Source organism: Bradyrhizobium sp. BR 1432 (assembly GCF_051547705.1).
Taxonomy (GTDB): domain Bacteria; phylum Pseudomonadota; class Alphaproteobacteria; order Rhizobiales; family Xanthobacteraceae; genus Bradyrhizobium; species Bradyrhizobium zhanjiangense.
The window spans coordinates 2,822,118-2,846,289 of sequence record NZ_JBPUGF010000003.1 but is presented as its reverse complement, the minus strand read 5'-3'; the positions used below and the strand labels follow the sequence as shown (position 1 = coordinate 2,846,289).

Sequence of the window (24,172 nt, the reverse complement as noted above, 5' to 3'; positions counted from 1 at the left end):
GGAGTTGTTAAGTGTTCGGTAAGCGTAGCGGAACAGACACCGACTTTCGGGCTCCCAAGCCCGGCGCCGTGTTGCCCGAGCCCTCCCAGGCTCCGGCGGCGACGGTGTCGCGCGCCCCGCTCCCGCCGGCCGTCGCCTCGCCATCGCTTGCCCCTGCCAAGGCGCCGCCGCCTCCCGCCATGGAGAGCCGGCGCTCGGACAATTATTACGAGGTCAAGGCGACCATCTTCGGTGCGCTGATCGAGGCCATCGACCTCGCCCAGCTCGCCAAGCTCGATTCCGAGTCCGCCCGCGAGGAAATTCGCGACATCGTCAACGAGATCATCGCGATCAAGAACATCGTGATGTCGATCGCCGAGCAGGAGGAACTGCTCGACGATATCTGCAACGACGTGCTCGGCTATGGCCCGCTGGAACCCCTGCTCGCGCGCGACGACATTGCCGACATCATGGTGAACGGCGCCGGCACCGTCTTCATCGAGGTCGGGGGCAAGATCCAGCGCACCGGAATCCGCTTTCGCGACAACCAGCAGCTCCTCAATATCTGTCAGCGCATCGTCAGCCAGGTCGGCCGGCGCGTCGACGAATCCTCGCCGATCTGCGACGCGCGCCTCGCCGACGGCTCCCGCGTCAATGCCATCGTGCCGCCGCTCGCGATCGATGGCCCCGCCCTCACCATCCGCAAATTCAAAAAGGACAAGCTGACGCTCGATCAGCTCGTCAAGTTCGGCGCGATCTCGCCGGAAGGCGCCGAGATCCTCCAGATCATCGGCCGGGTCCGCTGCAACGTGCTGATCTCCGGCGGCACCGGCTCGGGCAAGACGACGCTGCTCAACTGTCTGACCAACTACATCGAGCACGACGAACGCGTCATCACCTGCGAGGACGCGGCCGAGCTCCAGCTCCAGCAGCCTCATGTGGTCCGGCTCGAAACCCGCCCGCCCAACATCGAAGGCGAAGGCCAGGTCACCATGCGCGAGCTGGTGCGCAACTGCCTCCGTATGCGCCCCGAACGCATCATCGTCGGCGAAGTCCGCGGACCCGAGGCATTCGACCTGCTTCAGGCCATGAACACCGGCCATGACGGCTCGATGGGAACGCTGCATGCCAACAATCCGCGCGAGGCGCTGTCGCGCTGCGAATCCATGATCACCATGGGCGGGTTCTCTCTGCCCTCGCGCACCATTCGCGAGATGATCTGCGCATCCATCGACGTCATCGTCCAGGCGGCGCGCTTGCGCGACGGCTCGCGCCGCATCACCCACATCACCGAAGTGATGGGCATGGAAGGCGACACCATCATCACCCAGGACATCTTCCTCTACGATCTGATCGGCGAAGACGCCAACGGCAAGATCATCGGCCGGCACCGCTCGACCGGCATCGGCCGCCCGAAATTCTGGGAACGCGCCCGCTATTACGGCGAAGAGAAGCGCCTTGCCGCCGCGCTCGACGCCGCGGAATTGGCGCCGACAACATGAGCAGGTCAGCGTCATGAAGATGCAGGTCCTCGCCCTCGCCTTTCTCGCCACGGCCGCCGTCGGCGGCATCGCCTGGGTCTTCCTCTATCCACTCCTGTCGGGGGAGCGAAAGGCCGAAAACCGCCGCGCTTCGATCGCGCGTGCCGACACGCCCGCAGCCAAGCAGACCGAGAAGAGTTCAACGATCGCGCCGTGAGCAGGTCGAGACTTCGCTCAAGGATCTCGAGGCGCGGCGCCAGCAGGAGAAGAGAGTCCCGCTCAGCGTCCGCCTCTCGCAGGCGGGGCTCGACTGGACCCCGCAGAAATTCTGGGTCGTGTCCGCCGTCGTGGCGGGCGTGCTGTTCGCGGCTGCTCTGTTCGTCGGAGGCGGCCTGCTCGGCGCCGCCGGCCTCGGCTTTGCCGGCGGCTTCGGCCTGCCGCGCTGGGCGCTGGGCTTCCTCAAGAAGCGTCGCGAGACCAAGTTCCTGGCGGCACTGCCCGATGCGGTCGACGTGATCGTCCGCGGAATCAAGGCCGGCCTGCCGCTGTTCGAGTCGATCAAGGTTGTCGCCGCCGATTCACCGGAGCCGCTGCGCAGCGAATTCCTCCAGATCATCGAAACGCAGGCGATCGGCATGCCGCTCGGCGAGGCCTGCTCGCGGCTGTATGACCGCATGCCGCTCCCAGAGGCGAATTTCTTCGGCATCGTAATCTCGATCCAGCAGAAGTCGGGCGGCAACCTATCCGAAGCGCTCGGCAACCTTTCCAAGGTGCTGCGCGACCGCAAGAAGATGAAGGAGAAGATTCAGGCGATGTCGATGGAGGCCAAGGCCTCGGCCGGCATCATCGGCTCGCTGCCGCCGATCGTGATGTTCCTCGTCTATCTCACAACGCCGCACTACATCTCGCTGCTTTGGACCCACCCGACCGGCCAGCTGATGCTGGTCGGCTGCGTCGTCTGGATGTCGATCGGCATCATGGTGATGAAGAAGATGATCAACTTCGATTTCTGACGGTGCCGTATGGTCGAGTTTCTCGTTTCGAAGCTACATGACGTCCGCTTCATGACCATGCTGCTGGCGGCCATTGCCGCCAGCGCCACCGTCTATACGCTGGTGATGCCGCTGTTTGCCGGCGAGGGACTCTCCAAGCGCATGAAGGCGGTGGCGAGCGAGCGTGAACGCCTCCGGCAGCGCGAGCGCGAGCGCCTCAACAAGAACGAGAAGGTCTCGCTGCGCCAGACGCCGAAGCAGCTCGTCTCCAAGGTGGTCGAGGACTTCAACCTCACCAAATGGCTGGCGCAGGAAGCCGCCCGCGACAAGCTCATCATGGCGGGCTACCGCGGCCAGGCGCCCTACATCACCTTCCTGTTTGCCCGCATGGTCGCTCCGATCGGGCTCTTCGTCGGTGCCGCCGTCTACGTCTTCTTGATCGCGCACATGAAGCAGGCGATGCCGATCAAGATCGGCATCTGCGTCGGCGCGGCCTATCTCGGCCTGCAGGCACCTATGCTGTTCCTCAAGAACGCGATCTCCAAGCGCCAGCTCTCGATCAAGCGCGCCTTCCCCGACGCGCTCGACCTGCTGCTGATCTGCATCGAATCCGGCATGTCGGTCGAAATGGCGTTCCGGAAGGTCTCCACCGAGATCGTCGGCCAGTCGATTGCGCTGTCGGAGGAGTTCGCACTGACCACGGCCGAGCTGTCCTACTTGCAGGACCGGAAGATGGCCTATGAGAACCTGGCGCGGCGCACCGGGCTCGAAGGCGTCAAGTCGGTCTGTCTCGCGCTTCAGCAGGCGGAGCGTTACGGTACACCGCTCGGGCATTCCCTGCGGGTCATGGCACAGGAAAACCGCGACATGCGCATGAATGAGGCCGAGAAGAAGGCCGCTGCGCTACCGCCGAAATTGACGGTGCCGATGATCCTGTTCTTCCTGCCGGTGCTGTTCGTCGTCATTCTCGGACCGACGGGCATCAAGATCACCGAGCTGCACTGACGCGAGGGAGCGGCGCGCCGTCCGCCGGCGACGTCAAGTTCAAGCCGATCAGTCGGGCTGGCTGAGCGAAGCGACCGGGGTCCGCTTCGGTGCGCCGCGCGGGGCGTCGTTGCGGTTCAGCATTTCCTTGAGATAGGCGACATTGGCTGCGGCCTGGTCCGGCGGTAGGTCCGCCTTGACGATGGTCTCGGCCTCGGCGAAGCGCCCTTGGAGGCCGACGACCAGAGCGAGATTCTGCCGCACCCGGGCGCTCGCGCGCGGCGAAGCGTAAGCCTGTCGCAGCGCCTCTTCGGCCTTGGGCAGGTTCCTCGTCAACATGTAGGACAGGCCGAGATTGGAGAGGACACCGGGATCACCCGGCGCGATCTTCAGGGCGCTCGCATAATAGGAGCGCGCCTCCTCGTGCCGGCCCATCTGATCGAGCGCAGTACCCTGCACCGAGAGCAGATGCCAGTCCGGATTGTCGGGCGAATGCGCCTTCGACAACACGTCGAAGGCCTGCTGGAAATTGCCGTTGTCGGCGAGCGCGCGGCCGTACTGGGCGAGCAGCGGCTTGTTGCCGGGATTGGCGATGGTCGCCTGCTCCAGCACGGCGACGGCTTGGGCACGCTGGCCATTGGCGCGCAAGGCCTGGCCATAGGCGAGCGCGGCGCCGGCATCCTTGGGATTGGCACGATAGCGCTCGCCATAGACTTCGACAGCGCGCGCGGGATCGGCGGGAGCGGCTTCCGCCCGCGGCCCGACCGAGCCCGTGACCTCGGAGAGCTTCGACATGCCCGTGCAGCCGCCGAGGCCCGTAGCCACTGCCGCGATCAGCGAGGTGGACGCAAGAAGCCGGGCAAGACTGAACCGTTGACGCATGACGCTTTGACTCTCGAGCCGATTGATCGAGCCGAACGCGCCAGCAATAGACTGTTAACCCTAACGGCCAGTTAACACCGGGCAAGTCGCACCGCTCACGGCGGCGTCTGCGGCGGCACCTTCCCGCCGGGCCCGAGATCGAGGCCGAGCACCTTCGCCTGTTCGTTCAGGTCCCGCAGTAATTGCACTCTCCGTAGCGCCTGAAGCTGGACTTCAACTCCTTCCGATGGCGTCTTCGCGCCCGGTCAATATTCAATGGCAAGCCGCTTGCGGATTTCATCGATGCGTTTGTCCAGCGCATCGAACCGCGCGTGGACGGAGCGGTCGTGGAGATAGAAGACGTAGCCGCCGGCGAGGAACGCGAAGATCCAATGATGGTGCTCGACATAGCCGAAGATCGCCTCGATCACCTGGCCGATGAATGTGACCACGTTCCACACGAATTCCATTGCAATTCCTCCCGGCAGGCTCGTCGGCCGCCGGCGAACTCCAACAGCTGGCGGCCGTCCTCGGAACCTAGCATGGCCCCCGCACTGCGAGTAGCGGCTCGCTGACCGGTGAAAGCAAAGCCGATTGCGGCGGCGGCGAAACTCTGCGAAGTCTCGTTCCTACGACCTGCTTGATCTGACGATCCGGACCCGCCAATGCCTTCTGTCTTCGAGACGTCGCCCACCGCCATCCCGATCACCTTCGTCACCAAATCGAGCTGGGATCAGGTCGCTGAGGTGCTGCCGCCGGCGCAACGCCAGTTCGCCACCGCAAGCGCCTTTGCCGCCAAGCCCGGCGGCTATCTCGCGCTGCCCGCGCCGGATGGCGCAATCGCACAGGTGCTGTTCGGCCTCGAGGACGAGGGCGCCAGATCGCGCGACCTGTTCCGGCCGGGCGCCCTGCCCGGCCTGCTGCCGCCGGGCGCCTATCGCTTTGCCAATGCGCCGCACGATGCACGGCTGGCGGCACTCGCCTTCGCGCTCGGCAGCTACCGCTTTGCCCGTTACCGCAAGGCTGACAGGCCCGACGTCCGGCTGGTGCCGCCGGATGGCGTCGAGGCGACCGAAATCGATCGCATGGCAGATGCGGCGATGTTGGCGCGCGATCTCATCAACACACCGGCCAACGACATGGGACCGGAGCAGCTCGCCGCAGCCGCGCAAGCGCTCGCCGCCGAATTCGGCGCAAGCTTCGCCTGCATCATCGGTGAGGATCTGAAGACGAATTTTCCGCTGATCCACGCCGTCGGCATGGCCTCCAGCCGTGCGCCACGGCTGATCGACATCGGCTGGGGCGATCCGGCTCATCCCAAGGTGACGCTGGTCGGCAAGGGCGTCTGCTTCGACACCGGCGGGCTCGACCTGAAGCCGTCGAGCGGCATGCTGATCATGAAGAAGGACATGGGCGGCGCCGCCAACGTGCTGGCGCTCGCACGCATGGTGATGGATGCGAAGCTGAAGGTGCGGCTGCGCGTGCTGATTCCAGCCGTGGAAAACGCGGTCGCCGGCAATGCCTTGCGCCCGCTCGACATCTTCACCTCGCGCAAGGGCATCACGGTCGAGATCGGCAATACCGACGCCGAAGGCCGGCTCGTGCTTGCCGACGCGCTGGCGCTGGCCGATGAGGAGAAACCGGAGCTGCTGATCGACCTGGGCACGCTGACCGGCGCGGCGCGCGTTGCGCTGGGGCCGGATTTACCGCCCTTTTACACCAATGATGAGACGCTGGCTGCCGACGTCGCGCGTTGCGCGGTGAAGGAGAACGATCCGTTGTGGCGCATGCCGCTGTGGCCGCCTTACGATGCCTGGCTGGACTCCAAGACGGCGACCATCACCAACGCGCCGTCCGGCGGCTTCGCCGGCTCGATCACCTGCGCGCTGTTCCTGCAACGCTTCGTCGAGCACGCCGAGAGCTGGCTGCATGTCGATATCTACGGCTGGACGCCGTCGGCGAAGCCGGCGCGGCCCGAAGGCGGCGAGTGCCAGGCCGCACGCGCCATCTACGCACTCTTGAGCGAACGCTATGCATGACCCGCGGCTGACGCCGGCGCGGGGCGACATCGCCGCGAAATATCTCGAAGGCAAGGTTGAGGCGGATCGCTTCGTCACCGGCGAGGAATTCGAGGTGGTCGAGGCGATCGCGCCGGTGCGCCAGCAGCCATTCCCGAACGCGATGCTGATGACGGAGGCGCTGCGCGGCGAGCGCGTCACCATCTACGACCGCAACGCCGAAGGCTGGACCTGGGGCCAGCTCAATGGCGACGGCTATGTCGGCTGGCTGCCGGATGCAGCGCTCATGAAGCCCGCGGCCGCCCCGACCCACGTGGTCAGCGCGCTGCGAACATTTGCCTTCCCCGGCCCCTCGATCAAACTGCCGCCAGCGGACACGCTGGTGCTGGGATCAAGGCTCACGATCGTGCGCGAGGATGGGGCCTTCGCGGTGACGCGCGAGGGAACGTTCTTACCGAAAACGCATCTCGCCCCGCTCGATCATCGCGAGCCCGATTTCGTCGCTGTCGCCGAACGCTTCGCCGGCACGCCCTATCTCTGGGGCGGCAAGAGCAGTCTTGGCATCGATTGCTCGGGCCTGGTGCAGGTCTCGTTGACTGCTGCCGGCATCGGCTGCCCGCGCGACAGCGACATGCAGCAGGCGGGGCTCGGCCGCGCGCTGGAGCCGCACGAGCGAGGCAGCTTGCTGCGCGGCGATCTGATCTTCTGGAAAGGCCATGTCGCCATCGTACGCGACGCCAGCTCCATGGTTCACGCCAATGCGCATCACATGGCGACCGTGATCGAGCCGATCGAGCCGGCGCTCGCGCGGATCAGGCAAGCCGGCAGCGAGGTCGCCGCGATCAAGCGGCTCTGACGAACGCTAGGTCGCGACCGCCCCATTCCCGGCCGTCTCCAGCCGGAACGCAGCGGCGAACAGCGCGCGGGTGTAATCCGTCTTCGGATTCTTGAAGAGCTCGGCCGCCTGTCCCTCCTCGACCACCTTGCCGCCGCGCATCACGATGAGATGGCTGGCGAGCGAGGCGACGACGCGCAGATCGTGCGAGATGAACATGTAGGTGAGGTCGCGCTTGCGCTGGAGCTCGCGCAACAGATCGACCATCTGCGCCTGGAACAGCATGTCGAGCGCGCTGGTCGGCTCGTCCAGCACGACGAAATCCGGCTCCAGCACGACCGCTCGCGCGATGCTGATGCGCTGGCGCTGGCCGCCGGAGAATTCATGCGGATAGCGGTGGCGGGTATCCGGCTTCAGCCCGACATCCTCGAGCGCCTTGACGACGCGCGCCTCGCGCTCCTCGCGCGAGAGATTCGGCTGATGCACGGAGAGGCCTTCGGCGATGATGTCGGCGACCGACATGCGCGGTGAGAGCGAGCCGAACGGATCCTGGAACACGATCTGCATGTCGCGTCGGAAGGGCCGCATCTCCTTGAAGCGCAGGCCCTGGATGTCCTTGCCCAGGAACACGATGCGTCCGTTCGAGGAGATCAGCCGCAGCAGCGCGAGTCCAAGCGTGGTCTTGCCCGAGCCGGATTCGCCGACGACGCCGAGGGTCTCGCCCTTGCGCACGGCGACGCTGACGCCGTCGACCGCTTTGATGTGGCCCACCGTCTTGCGCATCAAGCCGCGCTTGATCGGAAACCACACCTTCAGCTCATTGGCTGACATCACCACCGGCGCACCCGGCTGCGGCGGCGCCGGATCGGGCTTCGGTTCCGCCGCGAGCAGGTCGCGCGTATAGGGATGTTTCGGGCTCCTGAAGACCTGCTCGACCGGCCCCTGCTCGACGATCACGCCGCCCTTCATAACGCAGACAGTGTCGGCGATGCGGCGCACGATGCCGAGGTCATGGGTGATGAAGAGCAGGCTCATGCCGAGCCGCGAACGGATCTCGGCGAGCAGCGCCAGGATCTGCGCCTGCACGGTGACGTCGAGCGCCGTGGTCGGCTCGTCCGCGATCAAGAGGTCCGGCTCGTTGGCGAGCGCCATTGCGATCATCACGCGCTGGCGCTGGCCGCCAGAGAGCTGGTGCGGATAGCTCTTCAGCCGCGTCTCGGGCTCGGGAATGCCGACCTGGGTCAATAGCTCCAGCGTCCGCCTGCGCGCCTCGGCATTGCTGGTCGGGTTGTGCAGCTGGATAATCTCGCCGATCTGCGCCTCGATCGTATGCAGCGGATTGAGCGAGGTCATCGGCTCCTGGAAGATGATGGAAATGTCGCTGCCGCGGACCTCCCGCATCTGCTGCTCGGATTGATCGATCAGCTCCTGGCCCTTGAAGCGGATGCTGCCCGAGGGATGCGAGGCGTTCGGATAGGGCAGCAGCTTCAGGATCGAGAGCGCGCTGACCGATTTTCCGGAACCGGATTCGCCGACCAGCGCGACGCATTCGCCGCGCTTGATCTGGAACGAGATCTTGTCGACCGCGAGCGTGGTGGCGCCGCCCTGGTGGAAGGCCACCGAGAGATCGCGCACGCTGAGCAGGGGCTGGTTGATCGCGTCCATAGGTTTACCTGAACGTCTTGCGCGGATCGAAGGCGTCGCGCACGGCTTCGCCGATGAAGATCAAGAGCGACAGCATGATTGCGACCGAGAAGAAACCGGAGAAGCCGAGCCAAGGTGCTTGCACATTGGCCTTCGCCTGGGACAGCAATTCGCCCAGCGAAGGCGACCCCGGCGGCAGGCCGAAGCCCAGGAAATCGAGCGCCGTCAGCGTCATCACCGAACTCGACACGATGAAAGGCAGGAACGTCATGGTCGCGACCATGGCGTTCGGCAGCAGATGGCGGAACATGATGACCGGATTGGAGACACCGAGCGCCCGCGCCGCCTGAATGTATTCGAAATTGCGCCCGCGCAGGAACTCGGCCCGCACGAGACCGACCAGCGAGACCCAGGAGAACAGCAACAGGATACCCAGCAGCACGAAGAAGCCGGGCACGAGGACCGAGGACAGGATCAGGAGAAGGTACAGCGAGGGAATCGCTGTCCAGATCTCGATGAAACGCTGGAAGATGAGATCGACCCGACCGCCGAAATAGCCTTGCACCGCCCCCGCCGCGATGCCGATGACGGATGAGACGATGGTGAGGCACAGGCCGAACAGCACCGAAATGCGGAAGCCATAGATCAGCCGCGCGACCACGTCGCGCCCCTGATCGTCGGTGCCGAGCCAGTTATATTCGAGGTCGCGGCAGCTCTTCAGCCCCTTCTTCTCCACCACCGGCTTGCATTGCTTCTCGGTCAGCATCCAGGTCGGCGGCGACGGCGCCGGCGTCGGCAGATCGAGATTGTGGGTGTCGTAGGAATAGCGGATCAGCGGCCAGACGATGCTGCCGCCCTTGTCCTTGATCAGCTTCTGCAAATAGGGGTCGCGGTAGTCGGCCGCCGTCTCGAAATCGCCGCCAAAGGTGGTCTCCGAGTAAGTCACGAAGGCGGGCCAATGAGCCGGCCGTCGAACTTGATCAGGAAAGGCCGGTCGTTGGCGATCAGCTCGGCGAACAGCGAGACCACGAACAGAATAATGAAGATCCAGAACGACCAGTAGCCGCGGCGGTTCGCCCTGAAGTTCTGCCAGCGCCGCTTGTTGAGCGGCGAAGGGGCGAACGACTTGCGCGTGATCGGAACGACCTCCCCCATTGGGGATTGAGTCGTGGTCTCGATGGGCGTCGGCGCGGTAATCGTCATCAGACCTCCCGCGCCTCGAAATCGATCCGGGGGTCGATCCACATATAGGTCAAGTCGGAGATCAGGTTGATCACGAGGCCGACCAACGAAAAGATGTAGAGCGTGCCGAACACCACGGGATAGTCGCGGTTGAGCACGCTCTCGAAACTGAGCAGCCCGAGCCCGTCCAGCGAGAAGATGGTCTCGATCAGCAGCGAGCCCGAGAAGAAGGCGTGGATGAAGGTCCCGGGAAAACCGGCGATCACGATCAGCATCGCATTGCGGAAGACATGGCCGTAAAGCACCCGGCCCTCGCCGCACCCCTTGGCACGCGCGGTCATGACGTATTGCTTGCGAATCTCGTCCAGGAACGAGTTCTTGGTCAGGAACGTCATGGTGGTGAACGCGCCGAGCCCCATGGCGATCAGCGGCAGCGTCAGATGCCAGAAATAATCGATGATCTTCCAATACCAGGGAAACTGCGACCAGCCGTCCGAGGTCAGTCCGCGCAGCGGGAACCAGTTGAAGAAGGAGCCGCCGGCAAACAGGATGATGAGAAGGACGGCGAACAGGAAGCCGGGAATGGCATAGCCAAGCACGAGAACGGTCGACGTCCAGGTGTCGAAGCGCGTGCCGTCCTTAACCGCCTTGCGGATGCCGAGCGGGATCGAGATCAAATAGGTGATCAACGTCAGCCAAATTCCGAGCGAGATCGAGACCGGCAGCTTCTCCCTGATCAGCTGGATCACGCTGACGTCGCGGAAATAGCTCTTGCCGAAATCGAAGCGCGCGAAGTTCCACACCATCAGGAGAAAGCGTTCCGGCGCCGGCTTGTCGAAGCCGAACTGCGCCTCCAGCTTCTTGATGAAATCAGGATCGAGGCCCTGCGCACCGCGATATTTCGAGTTGATGGCATCGCCGCCGGCCCCCAACTGCCCCGGCGCGCGTTGCGCGAAATCGCCGCCGCCCGAAATGCGCGAGCTACCGCCGGTGTCGGCGCCCGAGAGCTGCGCGATCACGCGCTCGACCGGGCCGCCCGGCGCGAACTGCACGACGATGAAGGACACGAAGAGGATCCCCAGCAGCGTCGGGATCATCAAGAGGATGCGGCGGGCAATATAGGCGCTCATGATTATTTCGCCTGCTCGAGCTTGGCCGCCTTGGCGCCATCATGCCACCAGATGTCGGGAGCACCGACGCCGTTGGCGTAACGCGGCAGCTTCTGGGGGTGGCTGAACTGATCCCAATACGCCAGCCGGTGCGTCTTGTTATACCATTGCGGCACCCAATAGCGGCCGGCGCGGAACAGGCGATCGAAGGCCCGACAGGCGATCGTCAATTCCTCGCGGCTGTCGGCCGCCATGATCTTCTCGATCATGGCATCGATCGCCGGGCTGGCGACGCCCGCGAGATTGTACGAGCCCTTGGTGTTGGCAACCTGCGACGAGAAGAACGCGCGCATGGCATCTCCCGGCGTCGCCGACATGCTGAAACGCTGGATCGTCATGTCGAAGTCGAAATCTTCCTGGCGCGCCTTGTGCTGCACGGCATCGACGACGCGCACGCTCGCCTCAATGCCGAGCGTCCCCAGGTTCTTGATGTAGGGCGCATGGTGCGGCTGGAAGGAGGGCTCGTCCAGCAGGAACTCGATCCTGAAGATCTCGCCATTCGGCAGCACCCGCTTGCCGTCCTTGATCGGTACGCCGGCCTCGTTCAACAATTGCTGCGCCTTGCGCAGCAGGCTGCGGTCCTGCCCGGAGCCATCCGAGACCGGCGGCGTGAAGGGCGCCGCGAACACGTCGTCGGGAACCTGGCCGCGGAACGGCTCCAGCAGCTTCAGCTCTTCCGGCGACGGAGGCCCGTTGCCGGCCATGAGGTCCGAGTTCTGGAATGGCGAAACCGTACGGGCATAGGCGCCGTACATGATGGTCTTGTTGGTCCACTCGAAATCGAAGGCGTTGATCAACGCCTCGCGCACGCGCGGATCTTTGAATTTATCGCGCCGTGTGTTGATGAACCATCCTTGCGCACCGGACGGGGTATCGTCGGGCACGACCTCCATCTTGACCCGACCGTCCTTGGCGGCCGGAAAGTCGTAGCGCGTCGCCCAGATGCGCGAGGTGAACTCCTCGCGGTAGAGATAGTTCTTGCCGGTAAACCCCTCGAAGGCGACGTCGCGGTCGCGATAGAACTCGTAGCGCACAACGTCGAAATTGTAGCTGCCGCGGCAAACCGGCAGATCGGCGGCCCACCAGTCCTTCACCCGCTCGAACTCGATGTAACGATTGACCTCGAACCTGCCGACCTTGTACGGACCTGAGCCGAGCGGAACCTCCAGCGACAACTCGTCGAACGGGCGGGACGCATAATACGTCTTCGAGAAGATCGGCAGGCCCGCGACATAGAGCGGGACGTCGCGTGCGCGCCCCTTGGCGAAGGTGACGACGAGCGTCGCATCGTCGATCGCTTCCGCACTGACCATGTCGCGCATCTGCACGATGATCAGCGGATGCCCCTTGGTCTTCAGCGCCGTCAGCGAAAACGCTGCGTCGTGCGCGGTGAGCTTGCTGCCGTCATGGAATTTCGCCTCGGGCCGCATGGTGAAGCGATAGACAAGCTTGTCGGGCGATATCTGCACGGATTTGGCGGCGAGCCCGTACATTGCGTCCGGCTCGTCATTTGCCCGCACCATCAGCGGCGCAAACGTCATGTCCATGCCTTGCGCGCCGTCACCCTTGAGGATGAAGGCGTTGAGCGAGTTGAAGGTCTGGTAGGACTGATTATACGATTTCACCGACGGGATGAGCGAGAACGTGCCGCCCTTCGGCGCACCTGGATTGACATAATCGAAATGGTGGAAATCGGCGGGATATTTGAGATCGCCGAACGCCGAGATCCCGTGGGCCTCGGTCGGCCTTTCCGACGCCGTTGCGCCGCGCTGCCAGGCGGCGCCGAGCGCGCCGGCGACACCCAGAGCAAGCACATGCCGGCGTGAAAGGTGCGCCATGCGCAAAGGCTCCCTCAAGAGCGTTTTCCGTTCCGCGCCGCTTTCTCGGCGTCATACCACCACAGCGTCGGCAGGCCGGACCGCCCATATTTCGGCATTGGCTCGGCGTGGCTGAAGCGATCCCACCGTGCATAGCGCGCGAACGGATAGGTGAACTGAGGCACCACGTAGAAATTCCAGAGCAGCACGCGATCGAGCGCATGGGTAGCGGCAACGAGACCGGCGCGATCCTTGGCGAAGATCACCTTCTCGATCAACGCATCCACGGCAGGGTTCTTGATGCCGACGGTGTTGCGCGCGCCAGGCATGTCGGCGGCCTGCGAGCCCCAGAACTCGCGCTGCTCGTTGCCCGGCGAGAGCGACTCGCCCCACTGATCGATGATCATGTCGAAGTCGAAGCTGCGCAACCGGTTCTGGTACTGCGCATCATCGACCGTACGAACCGACGCATTGACGCCGATCCGCTCCAGTGAAGGCTTGTAGAACAATGCGATCCGCTCGGATGAGGGATCCTGCACCAGGATTTCGACCGTCAGAACCTTGCCCGAGGCATCCACCAGCTTGTGGTCGCGCACTTCGAAACCGGCCTCTTTCAGCAGCTTTGCCGCTTCGCGCAGATTGGCGCGCACGGCCTCCGAGGTGCCGCCGACTGGATTCTGGTAAGGCGTGGTGAAAACTTCCGGCGGCACCTTGTCCTTTACGGTTTCGAGGATCTGCAATTCCTCTCCCTGGGGCAGACCGGTCGCGGCAAGTTCCGTGCCTTCGAAATAGCTGTTGATCCGCTTGTACTGACCGAAGAAGAGCTGCTTGTTCATCTCCTCGAAATCGAAGGCATAGTTGAAGGCGCGCCGCACCCGCGCGTCCTTGAACTGGGGGCGCCTGATGTTGACGACGAAGGCCTGCATGCGGCCGGAATCGTTGATCGGAAATTCTTCCTTGATCACCCGCTTCTCCGCGACCGCGGGGAAGTCATAGGCCGTCGCCCACTGCTTGGCGGAGTTTTCCGCGATCCAGTCGGCCTGGTCGGCCTTGAAAGCTTCCAGCGCCACGATGTTGTCGCGGAAGAACTCGAAGCGCAGCTCGTCGAAATTGTTGGTGCCGATCTGGCTGGGGAGATTGGCACCCCAATGATCTTTCACCCGCTCCAGCTTGATCGAGCGTCCCGCCACGAATTCCTTGATCCGGTACGGCCCGGAGCCCAGCGGAATCTCCAGCGTGGTCGCGCTGACGTCGCGCTTGCGGCCCTGCGCGTCGGTGCCTTCCCACCAATGCTTCGGCAGCACGATCAATTCGCCGACGATGGTCGGCAATTCGCGGTTGCCCGGCCCGTCGAAGCTGAACTTGACGTCGCGCTCGCCGACCTTCTCCGCCTTGGTCACATGGCGATAATAGGACGCGTACATCGGGCTCTGCTGCTTGAACGTCTCCAGCGAGAAAATGACGTCCTCCGGCGTCACCGGCTTGCCGTCATGCCAGCGGGCTTCCTTGCGCAAACGATAGATCACCCAGGAAAAATCGTCCGGATGTTGTGCGGCCTCGGCAAGTTCGCCGTACTCGGTCGCAACCTCGTCCTGCGCCCGGGTCATCAGCGTTTCGTATATCATCGCCGCGGCTGGAGCGAGGGAGCCCTTGATGCCGGCGACCGCGAGGTTGAAATTGTCGAAGGTGCCGATCGAGATCAGGCGGGCGACGCCGCCCTTGGGCGCATCCGGATTGACGTAATCGAAGCGCTTGAAGTCGGCGGGATACTTGATGTCGCCGAACAGCGACAGCGCATGGCGCCAGGGAAGCCCAGGCAGCTCACCCGATTGCGCCTGTGCCGTGCCGATGACGGAAACGCTGCCCACGGAACCAAGGGCGGGGAGCGCTGCGGCCGCAGTACCGGTGAGCAGGAGATCGCGTCGGGTGATGGCCAAATCAACATTCCTGTCTTGAAGGAGGCTACTCCTTTAAGTTCCCAATATAGGCGAGGTTTCGACCGAATATGTTGCTTTTTCCTCATCTTGGAAGCCCGGACTGCCTCTCAGATGCGGCCAAAAGCCCCGATAACGTCGCCGCGAGGCCCGGATACGGAAACGGCCAGGCTTTTCAGCCTGGCCGCGTATTCCACGATAGGTTTTCGACGCCTTACTTCGATGCCGTCGGCAGCGGCTGCGGATGCTCCGACAGCGAATTCAGATAGGCAATGACGTCGGCGCGTTCGGAATCCTCGGGATACCGGCGAAGCCCATCGCGGTGCCAGGGACGAAGCCCTTCGGATTGGCGATGAACTTGTTGAGGTCGTCGAACGTCCAGGTCCCGCCCTTGGCCTTCATGGCAGCCGAGAAGTTGAAGCCGCGGCCTTCGCCCTTCGGCTCGCCAATGACGCCATAGAGGTTCGGACCGACGCGATTCGGGCCGCCCTTCTCGAAGGTGTGGCAGGCGCCGCACTTCTTGGCAGCCGCCGCGCCCTTTTCGACGGAGGCGGTCTGGAGCAGCTTTTCGATCGGCTCGGAAGAGGCTGCAGCGGCGGCGCCGCCTTCCTTGCCGTGGCTGGCATCTTCCTTGACCGCGATCTCGAAGCCCGGCTTTTCCGGCATCTTGGGGAGAATAGCGCCTGGGCGGTGAAGCTCGTCACCAGCAGAACGAGACAGGTGCCGAGCACGGCACCGAAAATCTTATTGAGTTCGAAAGAGTCCATTTCCGGCCAGGCCCCACCGCAAGAAGGAAACAGCGGCCCAAGCGGCCGCCAGGACGAGCCTCGGGAGAATCAAAACGTTCCTTATTGTTTCCCCGAGTTTTGCCATTGAGATATCGGTTTGCCCGGGGTCTGGCAACCCGTATAAGCGACCCGGCTTTCAGCCCGTCCCCACTCCATTTCTCGGCGCGGAAAACGCACCGTTTCCAGGCCCTTGACCCAATGATCGATCCCCGCATCCTGGTGCTGATCCCGGCCCGCATGGCCGCCACCCGCCTGCCCGGCAAGCCGCTCGCCGATATCGCTGGATTGCCGATGATCGTACATGTGCTGCGCCGCGCAGAAGCCGCTGCAATCGGCCGGGTCGCGGTCGCAACCGACACGCCGGAGATCGCGTCCGTGGTGACCGCCCATGGCGGTGAGGCGGTGATGACCCGCCCGGACCACCCCTCGGGCTCGGACCGCATCCACGAGGCCATGCAAAAGCTCGATCCGGACGGCAAGGCCGAGATCGTGATCAATCTCCAGGGCGATTTCCCGACCATCACGCCTCAGACTATCCGCGAGGTGCTGCCACCCTTTGCCGAGCCTGCGGTCGATATCGTGACCTTGGCCTCGCAGATCCACACCGAGGAGGAGGATCGCGCCCCGAGCGTCGTGAAGGCCGTGGGCTCGCCGATCGGGCCGAGGCGGCTACGGGCACTTTATTTCACCCGCGCCACAGCCCCATACGGCAACGGACCGCGTTACCACCACATCGGCCTTTACGCCTACCGTCGCGCCGCGCTGGAAAGGTTCGTGTCGCTGCCGCCATCGCCTCTGGAGCGCCAGGAGAGCCTGGAACAGCTCCGGGCGGTGGAAGCCGGCATGCGCATCGACATCATGATTGTCGACAGCGTGCCGCGTGGCGTGGACACACCGCCCGATCTCGAAACCGCGCGTAGCATCCTTTCCAAATCCTGAGCCGCTGTTACAAGGCCGATCATGAGCAAGCTGAAAATCGCATTCCAGGGCGAGCCTGGGGCCAATTCCCACATCGCCATCGTCGAGGCGTATCCCGACGCGGAGCCGATGCCCTGCGCCACCTTCGAGGACGCGCTGTCGGCGATCTCGTCGGGCGATGCCGATCTCGGCATGATCCCGATCGAGAATTCGGTCGCCGGCCGCGTCGCCGACATCCATCACCTTCTGCCGGCCTCCGGCCTCTTCATCATCGGCGAATGGTTCCTGCCGGTCCGGCATCAGCTGATGGCGGTGAAGGGCACCAAGCTCGAAGACATCAAGAGCGTGGAGAGCCATGTCCATGCGCTCGGCCAGTGCCGGCGCATCATCCGCAAGCTCGGCATCAAGCCGATTGTGCACGCCGACACCGCCGGCAGCGCCCGCGACATTTCCGAGCGCAAGGACAAGACCGTCGCGGCGATCGCCTCGCGCCTCGCCGCGAAGATCTATGGGCTCGACATCCTCGCCGAGGACGTCGAGGACGAGGCCCACAACACCACGCGCTTTGTGGTACTGGCGCGCGAGCCGAAATGGGCCGCGCAAGGCTCGGGCCCGCTGGTCACGACGTTCGTCTTCCGGGTGCGCAATTTGCCGGCCGCGCTCTACAAGGCGCTCGGCGGCTTTGCCACCAACGGCGTCAACATGACCAAGCTCGAAAGCTACATGGTCGACGGCAATTTCTTCGCCACGCAGTTCTACGCCGACGTCGACGGCCATCCCGATGACAAGGGCCTCGCCTTCGCGATCGAGGAGCTGAAATTCTTCTCGCGCGAATTCCGCATCGTCGGGGTGTATCCGGGACACCCGTTCCGTGCGACGTTCAGCGAGGCGCAGGATTAGAGGTCGCCCCGGCGAAGGCCGGGGCCCATAACCACGGCTGCGCGTTGTTGCGGAAGGTCTCTGAAATCGAGTTTCCGCGGAAAGATTCTGCGGTATGGGTCCCGGCCCCCGTGCGCAATTGCGCACTAGGCCGGGACGACGCCTTAAGCCGCGCTTTTCGCCAGCCCGAACGCCTCCGCCAGCAGCGAATACGACTTCTTCCGCGCCTCGTGGTCATACACGGCGGTGATCACCATCAGCTCGTCCGGCTTGCTCGCATAGATCAGCGGCTGAAGCTTCTTCTGCACGTTTGCCGGGCTGCCGACGAACAGGCGCGAGCGGTTGCGGAGGATCGAGATGCGCTCGGCATCCGTATAGGGATAGGCCAGCGCCTCCTCGACGCTCGGCAGCGGAAGATATTGGCCGCGGTCGCGGCGAAGGCGGTTGAGGTCGAAGGAGCTGGCGAGCCTTTCGGCCTCCTCATCGGTGTCGGCCGTGATGGCCGCGACCGCGAGGATTGCGTGCGGGCGGGCGCGCCAGGCCGAGGGCTGGAAGCGGTTGCGGTAATGCACCATCGCATCGATCGCATCGTGTGAGGCGAAGTGATGGGCGAAGGCGAAGCCCATGCCGACCTGTGCGGCGAGCTCGGAGGAATAATCGCTCGAGCCGAGCAGCCAGATCGGCGGCAGCCTGGTGTCGTCGGGCATGGCGACGACATTGTTGTAGGGGTGGCCCGAGGGGAATTCGCGGGTCTCCCACAAGATCAGCTCGTGCAGCCGCTCCAGGAAATCGTCGCCCTCGCGGCGGTCAAGCCGGCTGCGCAGTGCGTAGGCGGTGGCGCCGTCGGTGCCGGGGGCGCGGCCGAGACCGAGGTCGATACGACCAGGAAACAGCGCCTCCAGCATCTTGAATCGCTCGGCCACCACCAGCGGCGCGTGGTTGGGCAGCATCACGCCGCCGGAGCCGACGCGGATATGTTTCGTCACCGCCGCGATCTGCCCGATCATCACGTCGGGCGCGGGGCTCGCGACGGACGCGAGGTTGTGATGCTCGGCGAGCCAGTAGCGGACATAGCCGAGCCCGTCGACATGGCGCGCCAGATCGATGCTGTTGCGCAGCGCCGCGGCAGGCTTGGTGCCGGTGGTGACGACCGAGAGGTCGAGGACTGAGAGCGGGATCATGGCGCGTTAACGTAATGGAGTGCCGTGCGGCGACAATGGGCACGCCGCGCAGGCCTGACGTGTACGGACCGGCGGGCACGCTGAGACTCCAGTTGGGACAAATGTTACTTCTGTATAATTAATTTCGATTTGCCCATCGCAAAAATCGGATCGGTGAAGTGTCAATTATCAAAAATATTTGTTTTATATCAGTATATTATGATCTCCCGACCTCTTTCCCACCAAGATCGCAAATAGCAACGAAATTCCTTCTGTTCACCCCGTAGTGGGCAATTTCCCATCATCGATGGGCTGTCGATCAAACGGCCTTTGCCGTATTTTAGGTTTCCCAAGTAGACGGATCGCCGCCTGAAATTGGAGTGAGTGGTGCCATGACTGACGTGACGACGCCTGGTAAGGCCAACGGGCAAGACGGGCACCTGAAGCGGCCTGCGATCTCGTTCGAGTTCTTTCCACCCAAGACCGAGGAGATGGAGCGGAATCTCTGGGACACCATCAACCGGCTGGCCCCGCTCGACCCGAAATTCGTCTCGGTGACCTACGGTGCCGGCGGCTCGACCCGCGAGCGCACCCATTCCACCATCGCCCGCATCCTGAAAGAGACCGCGCTGCTGCCGGCGGCGCATCTGACCTGCGTTGGCGCCTCGCGCGGCGAGATCGACGAGATCGTCGACCGCTATCACGAGGTCGGCGTGCGCCACATCGTGGCCTTGCGCGGTGATCCCGTTGGCGGCATCGGCACGCCCTACTTCAGCCATCCCGACGGCTACCAGAGCTCGGCCGAGCTCGTCGCGGGGATCAAGAAGCGGCACGGCGATATCGAAGTGAGCGTGTCGGCCTATCCCGAGAAGCACCCCGAGGCGCGCGACTTCGACGCCGACATCGACACGCTGCAGGCCAAGGTCGATGCGGGTGCGACGCGCGCGATCACCCAGGTGTTCTTCGATAACGACCTCTACTTCCGCTACCTCGACCGCGTCCGCGCCCGCGGCATCAACATCCCGGTCGTGCCGGGCATCATGCCCATGCACAATTTCAAGCAGGCGAGAGCCTTCGTCACCCGCGCTGGCACCACCGTGCCGGACTGGTTCGCCGCGAAATTCGAAGGCCTCGACGACGACGCCGAGACCCGCAAGCTGGTGGCCGCAACCGTTGCGGCCGGCCAGGTGCAGAAGCTGGCCAAGCACGGCGTCGACACCTTCCACTTCTACACCATGAACCGCGCCGATCTCGTGTTCGCGATCAGCCATTTGCTCGGCATTCGCGCCAAGAGCGCGCAGAAAGCTGCGTAAGATCAGATGACCGTAGCCACCTCTCCCAAGCGAACTGCCCTGCTGAATGCCGCGCGCGAACGCATCCTCGTGCTCGACGGCGCCATGGGCACGATGATCCAGAATCTCCAGCTCGACGAGGCCGCTTTCCGCGGCGAGCGCTTCAAGACTTTTCATCGCGACCTGCGCGGCAACAACGATTTGTTGATCCTGACCCAGCCGCAGGCGATCGAGGACATCCACGCAGCCTATTTGCGTGCCGGCGCCGACATCGTCGCGACCAACACTTTCTCGACGACTTCGATTGCGCAGGCCGACTACGATCTCACCGATATCGTTTACGAGATGGCGCGTGAAGGCGCCCGCCTTGCAGGCAATGCGGCACGCCGTGTCGAGACCGAGGACGGCAAGCCGCGCTTCGTCGCCGGTGCCATCGGACCGACCAACCGCACCGCCTCGATCTCACCCGACGTTTCCAATCCGGGCTACCGCGCCGTCACCTTCGACGATTTGCGCAAATCCTATGGCGAGCAGATAAGTGGCCTGATCGACGGCGGCGTCGATCTGCTGCTGGTCGAGACCATCTTCGATACGCTCAACGCCAAGGCGGCGCTCTATGCGATCGCCGAGATCACCGAAGAGCGCGGCATCGACATGCCGGTGATGGTGTCAGGCACCATCACCGACAAATCCGGCCGCCTGCTCTCGGGTCAGATGCCGGAAGCGTTCTGGAATTCGGTGCGACACGCCAAGCCTGTTACCATCGGCTTCAACTGCGCGCTCGGCGCCGAAGACCTGCGCGCGCATATCGCCGATATCGGCCGCGTCGCCGACACGCTCGTGTGTGCCTATCCCAATGCCGGCCTGCCGAACGAGTTTGGCCAGTATGACGAGAGCCCGGAATACATGGCGCGCCTGATCGGCGAGTTCGCGCGCGACGGCCTCGTCAACATTGTCGGCGGCTGCTGCGGTACCACGCCGGATCACATCGCGGCGATTGCCGCCGCGGTGGCCCCGCACAAGCCGCGCATCGTGCCGGAGATCGCGCCGCGCTTGCGGCTCTCCGGCCTCGAGCCGTTCGTGCTGACGGATGCGATTCCCTTCGTCAATGTCGGCGAGCGCACCAACGTCACGGGATCGGCCCGCTTCCGCAAGCTGATCACCGCCGGCGACTACACCGCCGCGCTGCAGGTCGCGCGCGACCAGGTCGAGAACGGCGCGCAAATCATCGACGTCAACATGGACGAGGGCCTGCTCGATTCCGAAGCGGCGATGGTGACCTTCCTCAACCTCGTCGCCGCCGAGCCCGACATCGCTCGCGTTCCCGTGATGGTCAATTCCTCGAAATTCTCGGTGATCGAGGCCGGCCTGAAATGCGTGCAGGGCAAGCCGGTGGTCAATTCGATCTCGATGAAGGAAGGTGAGGACAAGTTCATTCACGAGGCCAAGATCGCGCGCCGCCATGGCGCGGCCGTCGTGGTGATGGCGTTCGACGAGGTCGGCCAAGCCGATACGTTCGCGCGCAAGACCGAGATCTGCAAGCGCGCCTACAACATCCTGGTCAACCGCGTCGGCTTCCCGCCTGAGGACATCATCTTCGATCCCAACATTTTTGCGATCGCGACCGGCATCGAGGAGCACAACAATTACGGCGTCGACTTCATCGAGGCGACGCGCTGGATCCGCCAGAACCTGCCGGGCGCGCATGTTTCGGGCGGCGTCTCCAACCTGTCGTTCTCGTTCCGCGGCAACGAGCCGGTGCGCGAGGCCATGCACTCGGTGTTCCTGTATCACGCCATCAAGGCGGGCATGGACATGGGCATCGTCAATGCCGGGCAGATGATCGTCTATGACGACATCGACCCCGAGCTGCGCCAGACCTGCGAGGACGTCGTCCTCAATCGCGATGCCGGCGCATCCGAGCGCCTGCTGGCGCTCGCGGAAAAATTCCGCGGCAAGAAGACGGAAGCTAAGGAAGCCGATCTCGCCTGGCGCGAATGGCCGGTGGAGAAGCGGCTGAGCCACGCGCTCGTCCATGGCATCACCGAATTCATCGAACAGGACACCGAAGAGGCCCGCAAACTGTCCTCGCGGCCGCTCGACGTCATCGAGGGCCCGCTGATGGCCGGCATGAACGTCGTCGGCGATCTCTTCGGTGACGGCAAGATGTTCTTGCCGCAGGTGGTGAAGTCCGCGCGCGTGATGAAGCAGGCGGTGGCTTACCTCATGCCGTTCATGGAGGAAGAGAAGGCGCGCAACCTTGCGAGCGGCATCGGCACCGAAGGCTCATCGTCCGCCGGCAAGATCGTGCTCGCGACCGTGAAGGGCGACGTCCACGACATCGGCAAGAACATCGTCGGCATCGTGCTCCAGTGCAACAATTTCGACGTCATCGATCTCGGCGTGATGGTGCCGGCGGCAAAGATCGTCGAGACCGTGAAGGCGGAGAAGGCCGACATCGTCGGGCTATCCGGCCTGATCACGCCTTCGCTGGACGAGATGGCATTCTTCGCCGGCGAATTGCAGCGCGAAGGCCTGAAGCTGCCGCTCTTGATCGGCGGCGCCACGACCAGCCGCGTGCATACCGCGGTGAAGATCGACCCGAGCTATCGCGCCGGTCCGGTGGTGCATGTCAACGACGCCAGCCGCGCCGTCGGCGTCGCCTCGGCGCTGCTCTCGCCGGAGAAGCGCGAGGCCTATGCCGCCGAGGTGCGCGCCGAATACGCGAAGATTTCGGAGGCGCATCTGCGCGCGCAGGCCGACAAGAAACGGCTGAAGCTGGCGGACGCGCGCGCCAACCGGGTGCCGGTGGACTTTGCTGCGAACCAGCCGGTGAAGCCGACCTTCCTCGGCATCCGCAGCTTCGACGACTACGACATCGCCGAGCTCGTGCCTTACATCGACTGGACGCCGTTCTTCCAGACCTGGGAGCTCGCCGGACGCTTCCCCGCCATCCTCGACGACGCCAAGGTCGGCGAGGTCGCGCGCTCGCTCTATGACGATGCGCGCAAGATGCTCGACACCATCGTGAAGGAGAAGTGGTTTCGAGCGCGTGCGACCATCGGATTCTGGCCGGCGAATACTGAAGGTGACGACATCGTGCTCTATGCCGATGAAAGCCGGACCAAGGGCATCGCGACATTGCACACGCTGCGCCAGCAGCTCGAGAAGCGCGAGGGCCGCTTCAATGCCGCGCTCGCCGACTTCGTCGCGCCAGTCGGCACGGGCGTCGCCGACTATGTCGGCGGCTTCGTCGTCACCGCCGGCATCGGCGAAGACGCCGTCGCCGACCGCTTCAGAAAAGCCAATGACGACTACTCCTCGATCCTGTGCAAGGCGCTGGCCGACCGCCTCGCCGAAGCTTTCGCCGAGCGCATGCATGCCCGCGTCCGCCGCGAGTTCTGGGCTTATGCACCTCGCGAGGCGCTCACCAACGAGGAGCTGATCCTCGAGAAGTATCAGGGCATCCGCCCCGCGCCCGGCTATCCCGCGCAGCCCGATCACACCGAGAAGGCGACGCTGTTCGCGCTGCTCGATGCAGAAGCGACCGCCGGCGTGAAGCTGACCGAGAGCTTTGCGATGTGGCCGGGCTCCTCCGTGTCCGGGCTCTACTTCGCGAATCCCCAGAGCTATTATTTCGGCGTCGGCAAGATCGAGCGCGACCAGGTCGAGGATTACGCCGCGCGCAAGGGGATGAGCGTGGCGGAGACCGAGCGCTGGCTCGCGCCGGTGCTGAACTACATTCCCTCCCAGCAGGGCACCGACAAGGCCTTCGCGGCAACACCGGCGAATGACGAGATGCCGAAAGACCTCGCCTCGCATCCGCCGGGCTGCACCTGCGCGGTGCACCTGGTCTGGCAGAAGAAGCGCGCAGGGGCGGGGTAGGCGCACGGTGTCGTCCCGGCGAAGGCCGGGACCCATACCGCGTGATCTCGCGATCGCGGACGGTCGTAGACCGAACAACCAATCTTCGTCACACAACATCCTGTGGTTATGGGTCCCGGCCCCCCGCGCGCAATTGCGCGCTAGGCCGGGACGACGTAGGGTGAGTAGCGCGCCCGACCATCACCAAAAAAATGAAAAAACAACCCCATGCACAGTAGGGATGGGGTTGAAAGGCCTGAACAATTTTATCGGAACTGCAGGGCCGAGCGAAATCGTCGACGACGGGACCACGACCGCCAGCATGCTTGACCCGTCGGGCAAAACACCTGTAACAATTCACCATCGCCTGCCGGG

15 protein-coding genes and 3 pseudogenes are annotated in these 24,172 nt (G+C 64.0%); 9 read left to right on the top strand and 9 right to left on the bottom strand.

Annotation, left to right across the window (positions count from 1 at the left end; genetic code table 11):
* Positions 1 to 11 precede the first annotated feature (11 nt).
* The 3 genes and pseudogenes from ACSKB8_RS13525 to ACSKB8_RS13515 all read left to right on the top strand — a co-directional run bounded on the left by ACSKB8_RS13525 (position 12) and on the right by ACSKB8_RS13515 (position 3,457).
* Positions 12 to 1,481: a CpaF family protein gene (locus tag ACSKB8_RS13525; protein ID WP_091881232.1), complete on the top strand. Its 1,470-nt coding sequence runs from the start codon at positions 12 to 14 to the stop codon at positions 1,479 to 1,481.
* A 13-nt stretch (positions 1,482 to 1,494) separates the two neighbouring features.
* A pseudogene (locus tag ACSKB8_RS13520) lies at positions 1,495 to 2,473 on the top strand (type II secretion system F family protein).
* A gap of 9 nt (positions 2,474 to 2,482) precedes the next feature.
* The gene (locus ACSKB8_RS13515) at positions 2,483 to 3,457 is read left to right on the top strand and encodes a type II secretion system F family protein (RefSeq protein WP_091881228.1); all 975 of its coding nucleotides are present in this window, start codon (positions 2,483 to 2,485) and stop codon (positions 3,455 to 3,457) included.
* 48 nt (positions 3,458 to 3,505) lie between these two features.
* Here ACSKB8_RS13515 and ACSKB8_RS13510 read toward each other — a convergent pair whose 3' ends face one another.
* Both ACSKB8_RS13510 and ACSKB8_RS13505 read right to left on the bottom strand, forming a co-directional pair.
* Positions 3,506 to 4,318 (bottom strand): tetratricopeptide repeat protein, encoded by an 813-nt coding sequence (locus ACSKB8_RS13510; RefSeq protein WP_091881226.1) that lies wholly within the window; start codon positions 4,316 to 4,318, stop codon positions 3,506 to 3,508.
* A 245-nt stretch (positions 4,319 to 4,563) separates the two neighbouring features.
* Positions 4,564 to 4,767 carry a hypothetical protein gene (locus tag ACSKB8_RS13505; RefSeq protein WP_438104600.1) on the bottom strand — a complete coding sequence of 68 codons (204 nt, stop codon included), beginning with the start codon at positions 4,765 to 4,767 and terminating at the stop codon, positions 4,564 to 4,566.
* Between the two features lie 195 nt (positions 4,768 to 4,962).
* Between ACSKB8_RS13505 and ACSKB8_RS13500 the strand changes: the two genes are divergently transcribed.
* The gene (locus tag ACSKB8_RS13500) at positions 4,963 to 6,336 is read left to right on the top strand and encodes a leucyl aminopeptidase family protein (RefSeq protein ID WP_438104599.1); all 1,374 of its coding nucleotides are present in this window, start codon (positions 4,963 to 4,965) and stop codon (positions 6,334 to 6,336) included.
* Positions 6,329 to 7,171, top strand: coding sequence for a C40 family peptidase (locus ACSKB8_RS13495; protein ID WP_438104597.1), 843 nt, complete (start codon positions 6,329 to 6,331; stop codon positions 7,169 to 7,171). Before ACSKB8_RS13500 ends, ACSKB8_RS13495 begins: the two co-directional genes overlap by 8 nt.
* Before the next feature lie 6 nt (positions 7,172 to 7,177).
* Here the strand turns inward: ACSKB8_RS13495 and ACSKB8_RS13490 are convergent, their stop codons facing one another.
* The 6 genes and pseudogenes from ACSKB8_RS13490 to ACSKB8_RS13465 form a co-directional block, all read right to left on the bottom strand.
* Positions 7,178 to 8,815 (bottom strand): ABC transporter ATP-binding protein, encoded by a 1,638-nt coding sequence (locus ACSKB8_RS13490; protein WP_438104595.1) that lies wholly within the window; start codon positions 8,813 to 8,815, stop codon positions 7,178 to 7,180.
* Between the two features lie 4 nt (positions 8,816 to 8,819).
* A pseudogene (locus ACSKB8_RS13485) lies at positions 8,820 to 9,997 on the bottom strand (ABC transporter permease).
* Complete coding sequence (locus tag ACSKB8_RS13480; protein WP_128940026.1) at positions 9,997 to 11,106, bottom strand: microcin C ABC transporter permease YejB; 1,110 nt, start codon at positions 11,104 to 11,106, stop codon at positions 9,997 to 9,999. The pseudogene ACSKB8_RS13485 and the gene ACSKB8_RS13480 overlap by 1 nt, the downstream one beginning before the upstream one ends.
* Before the next feature lie 2 nt (positions 11,107 to 11,108).
* Positions 11,109 to 12,983: an extracellular solute-binding protein gene (locus ACSKB8_RS13475; RefSeq protein ID WP_438104593.1), complete on the bottom strand. Its 1,875-nt coding sequence runs from the start codon at positions 12,981 to 12,983 to the stop codon at positions 11,109 to 11,111.
* Between the two features lie 14 nt (positions 12,984 to 12,997).
* The gene (locus ACSKB8_RS13470; protein WP_438104592.1) at positions 12,998 to 14,899 is read right to left on the bottom strand and encodes an extracellular solute-binding protein; all 1,902 of its coding nucleotides are present in this window, start codon (positions 14,897 to 14,899) and stop codon (positions 12,998 to 13,000) included.
* Positions 14,900 to 15,110: 211 nt separating this feature from the next.
* A pseudogene (locus tag ACSKB8_RS13465) lies at positions 15,111 to 15,663 on the bottom strand (c-type cytochrome).
* A gap of 219 nt (positions 15,664 to 15,882) precedes the next feature.
* On the opposite strand from ACSKB8_RS13465, the gene ACSKB8_RS13460 reads away from it, so the two are divergent.
* Positions 15,883 to 16,623 carry a 3-deoxy-manno-octulosonate cytidylyltransferase gene (locus tag ACSKB8_RS13460; RefSeq protein ID WP_438104590.1) on the top strand — a complete coding sequence of 247 codons (741 nt, stop codon included), beginning with the start codon at positions 15,883 to 15,885 and terminating at the stop codon, positions 16,621 to 16,623.
* A 21-nt stretch (positions 16,624 to 16,644) separates the two neighbouring features.
* On the top strand, positions 16,645 to 17,502 hold the full coding sequence (locus ACSKB8_RS13455; RefSeq protein WP_091890345.1) for a prephenate dehydratase: 858 nt from the start codon (positions 16,645 to 16,647) through the stop codon (positions 17,500 to 17,502).
* Positions 17,503 to 17,645: 143 nt separating this feature from the next.
* Here the strand turns inward: ACSKB8_RS13455 and ACSKB8_RS13450 are convergent, their stop codons facing one another.
* Positions 17,646 to 18,662 carry an LLM class flavin-dependent oxidoreductase gene (locus tag ACSKB8_RS13450; RefSeq protein ID WP_438104588.1) on the bottom strand — a complete coding sequence of 339 codons (1,017 nt, stop codon included), beginning with the start codon at positions 18,660 to 18,662 and terminating at the stop codon, positions 17,646 to 17,648.
* 371 nt (positions 18,663 to 19,033) lie between these two features.
* Here ACSKB8_RS13450 and metF point away from each other — a divergent pair, with 371 nt between their 5' ends.
* Positions 19,034 to 19,954, top strand: coding sequence for a methylenetetrahydrofolate reductase [NAD(P)H] (metF, locus tag ACSKB8_RS13445; RefSeq protein WP_438104586.1), 921 nt, complete (start codon positions 19,034 to 19,036; stop codon positions 19,952 to 19,954).
* Between the two features lie 6 nt (positions 19,955 to 19,960).
* Positions 19,961 to 23,818: a methionine synthase gene (gene metH / locus ACSKB8_RS13440; RefSeq protein ID WP_438104585.1), complete on the top strand. Its 3,858-nt coding sequence runs from the start codon at positions 19,961 to 19,963 to the stop codon at positions 23,816 to 23,818.
* Positions 23,819 to 24,172 lie beyond the last annotated feature (354 nt).

Excerpts from the sequence above, each read along its gene's own strand:
- ACSKB8_RS13480 (WP_128940026.1), bottom strand. The coding sequence starts at position 11,106 with ATGAGCGCCTATATTGCCCGCCGCATCCTCTTGATGATCCCGACGCTG.
- ACSKB8_RS13450 (WP_438104588.1), bottom strand. The coding sequence starts at position 18,662 with ATGATCCCGCTCTCAGTCCTCGACCTCTCGGTCGTCACCACCGGCACC.
- ACSKB8_RS13460 (WP_438104590.1), top strand. The coding sequence starts at position 15,883 with ATGATCGATCCCCGCATCCTGGTGCTGATCCCGGCCCGCATGGCCGCC.
- ACSKB8_RS13490 (WP_438104595.1), bottom strand. The coding sequence starts at position 8,815 with ATGGACGCGATCAACCAGCCCCTGCTCAGCGTGCGCGATCTCTCGGTG.
- metF (WP_438104586.1), top strand. The coding sequence starts at position 19,034 with ATGACTGACGTGACGACGCCTGGTAAGGCCAACGGGCAAGACGGGCAC.
- ACSKB8_RS13505 (WP_438104600.1), bottom strand. The coding sequence starts at position 4,767 with ATGGAATTCGTGTGGAACGTGGTCACATTCATCGGCCAGGTGATCGAG.
- ACSKB8_RS13510 (WP_091881226.1), bottom strand. The coding sequence starts at position 4,318 with ATGCGTCAACGGTTCAGTCTTGCCCGGCTTCTTGCGTCCACCTCGCTG.
- ACSKB8_RS13515 (WP_091881228.1), top strand. The coding sequence starts at position 2,483 with ATGGTCGAGTTTCTCGTTTCGAAGCTACATGACGTCCGCTTCATGACC.
- metH (WP_438104585.1), top strand. The coding sequence starts at position 19,961 with ATGACCGTAGCCACCTCTCCCAAGCGAACTGCCCTGCTGAATGCCGCG.
- ACSKB8_RS13500 (WP_438104599.1), top strand. The coding sequence starts at position 4,963 with ATGCCTTCTGTCTTCGAGACGTCGCCCACCGCCATCCCGATCACCTTC.
- ACSKB8_RS13475 (WP_438104593.1), bottom strand. The coding sequence starts at position 12,983 with ATGGCGCACCTTTCACGCCGGCATGTGCTTGCTCTGGGTGTCGCCGGC.
- ACSKB8_RS13455 (WP_091890345.1), top strand. The coding sequence starts at position 16,645 with ATGAGCAAGCTGAAAATCGCATTCCAGGGCGAGCCTGGGGCCAATTCC.
- ACSKB8_RS13495 (WP_438104597.1), top strand. The coding sequence starts at position 6,329 with ATGCATGACCCGCGGCTGACGCCGGCGCGGGGCGACATCGCCGCGAAA.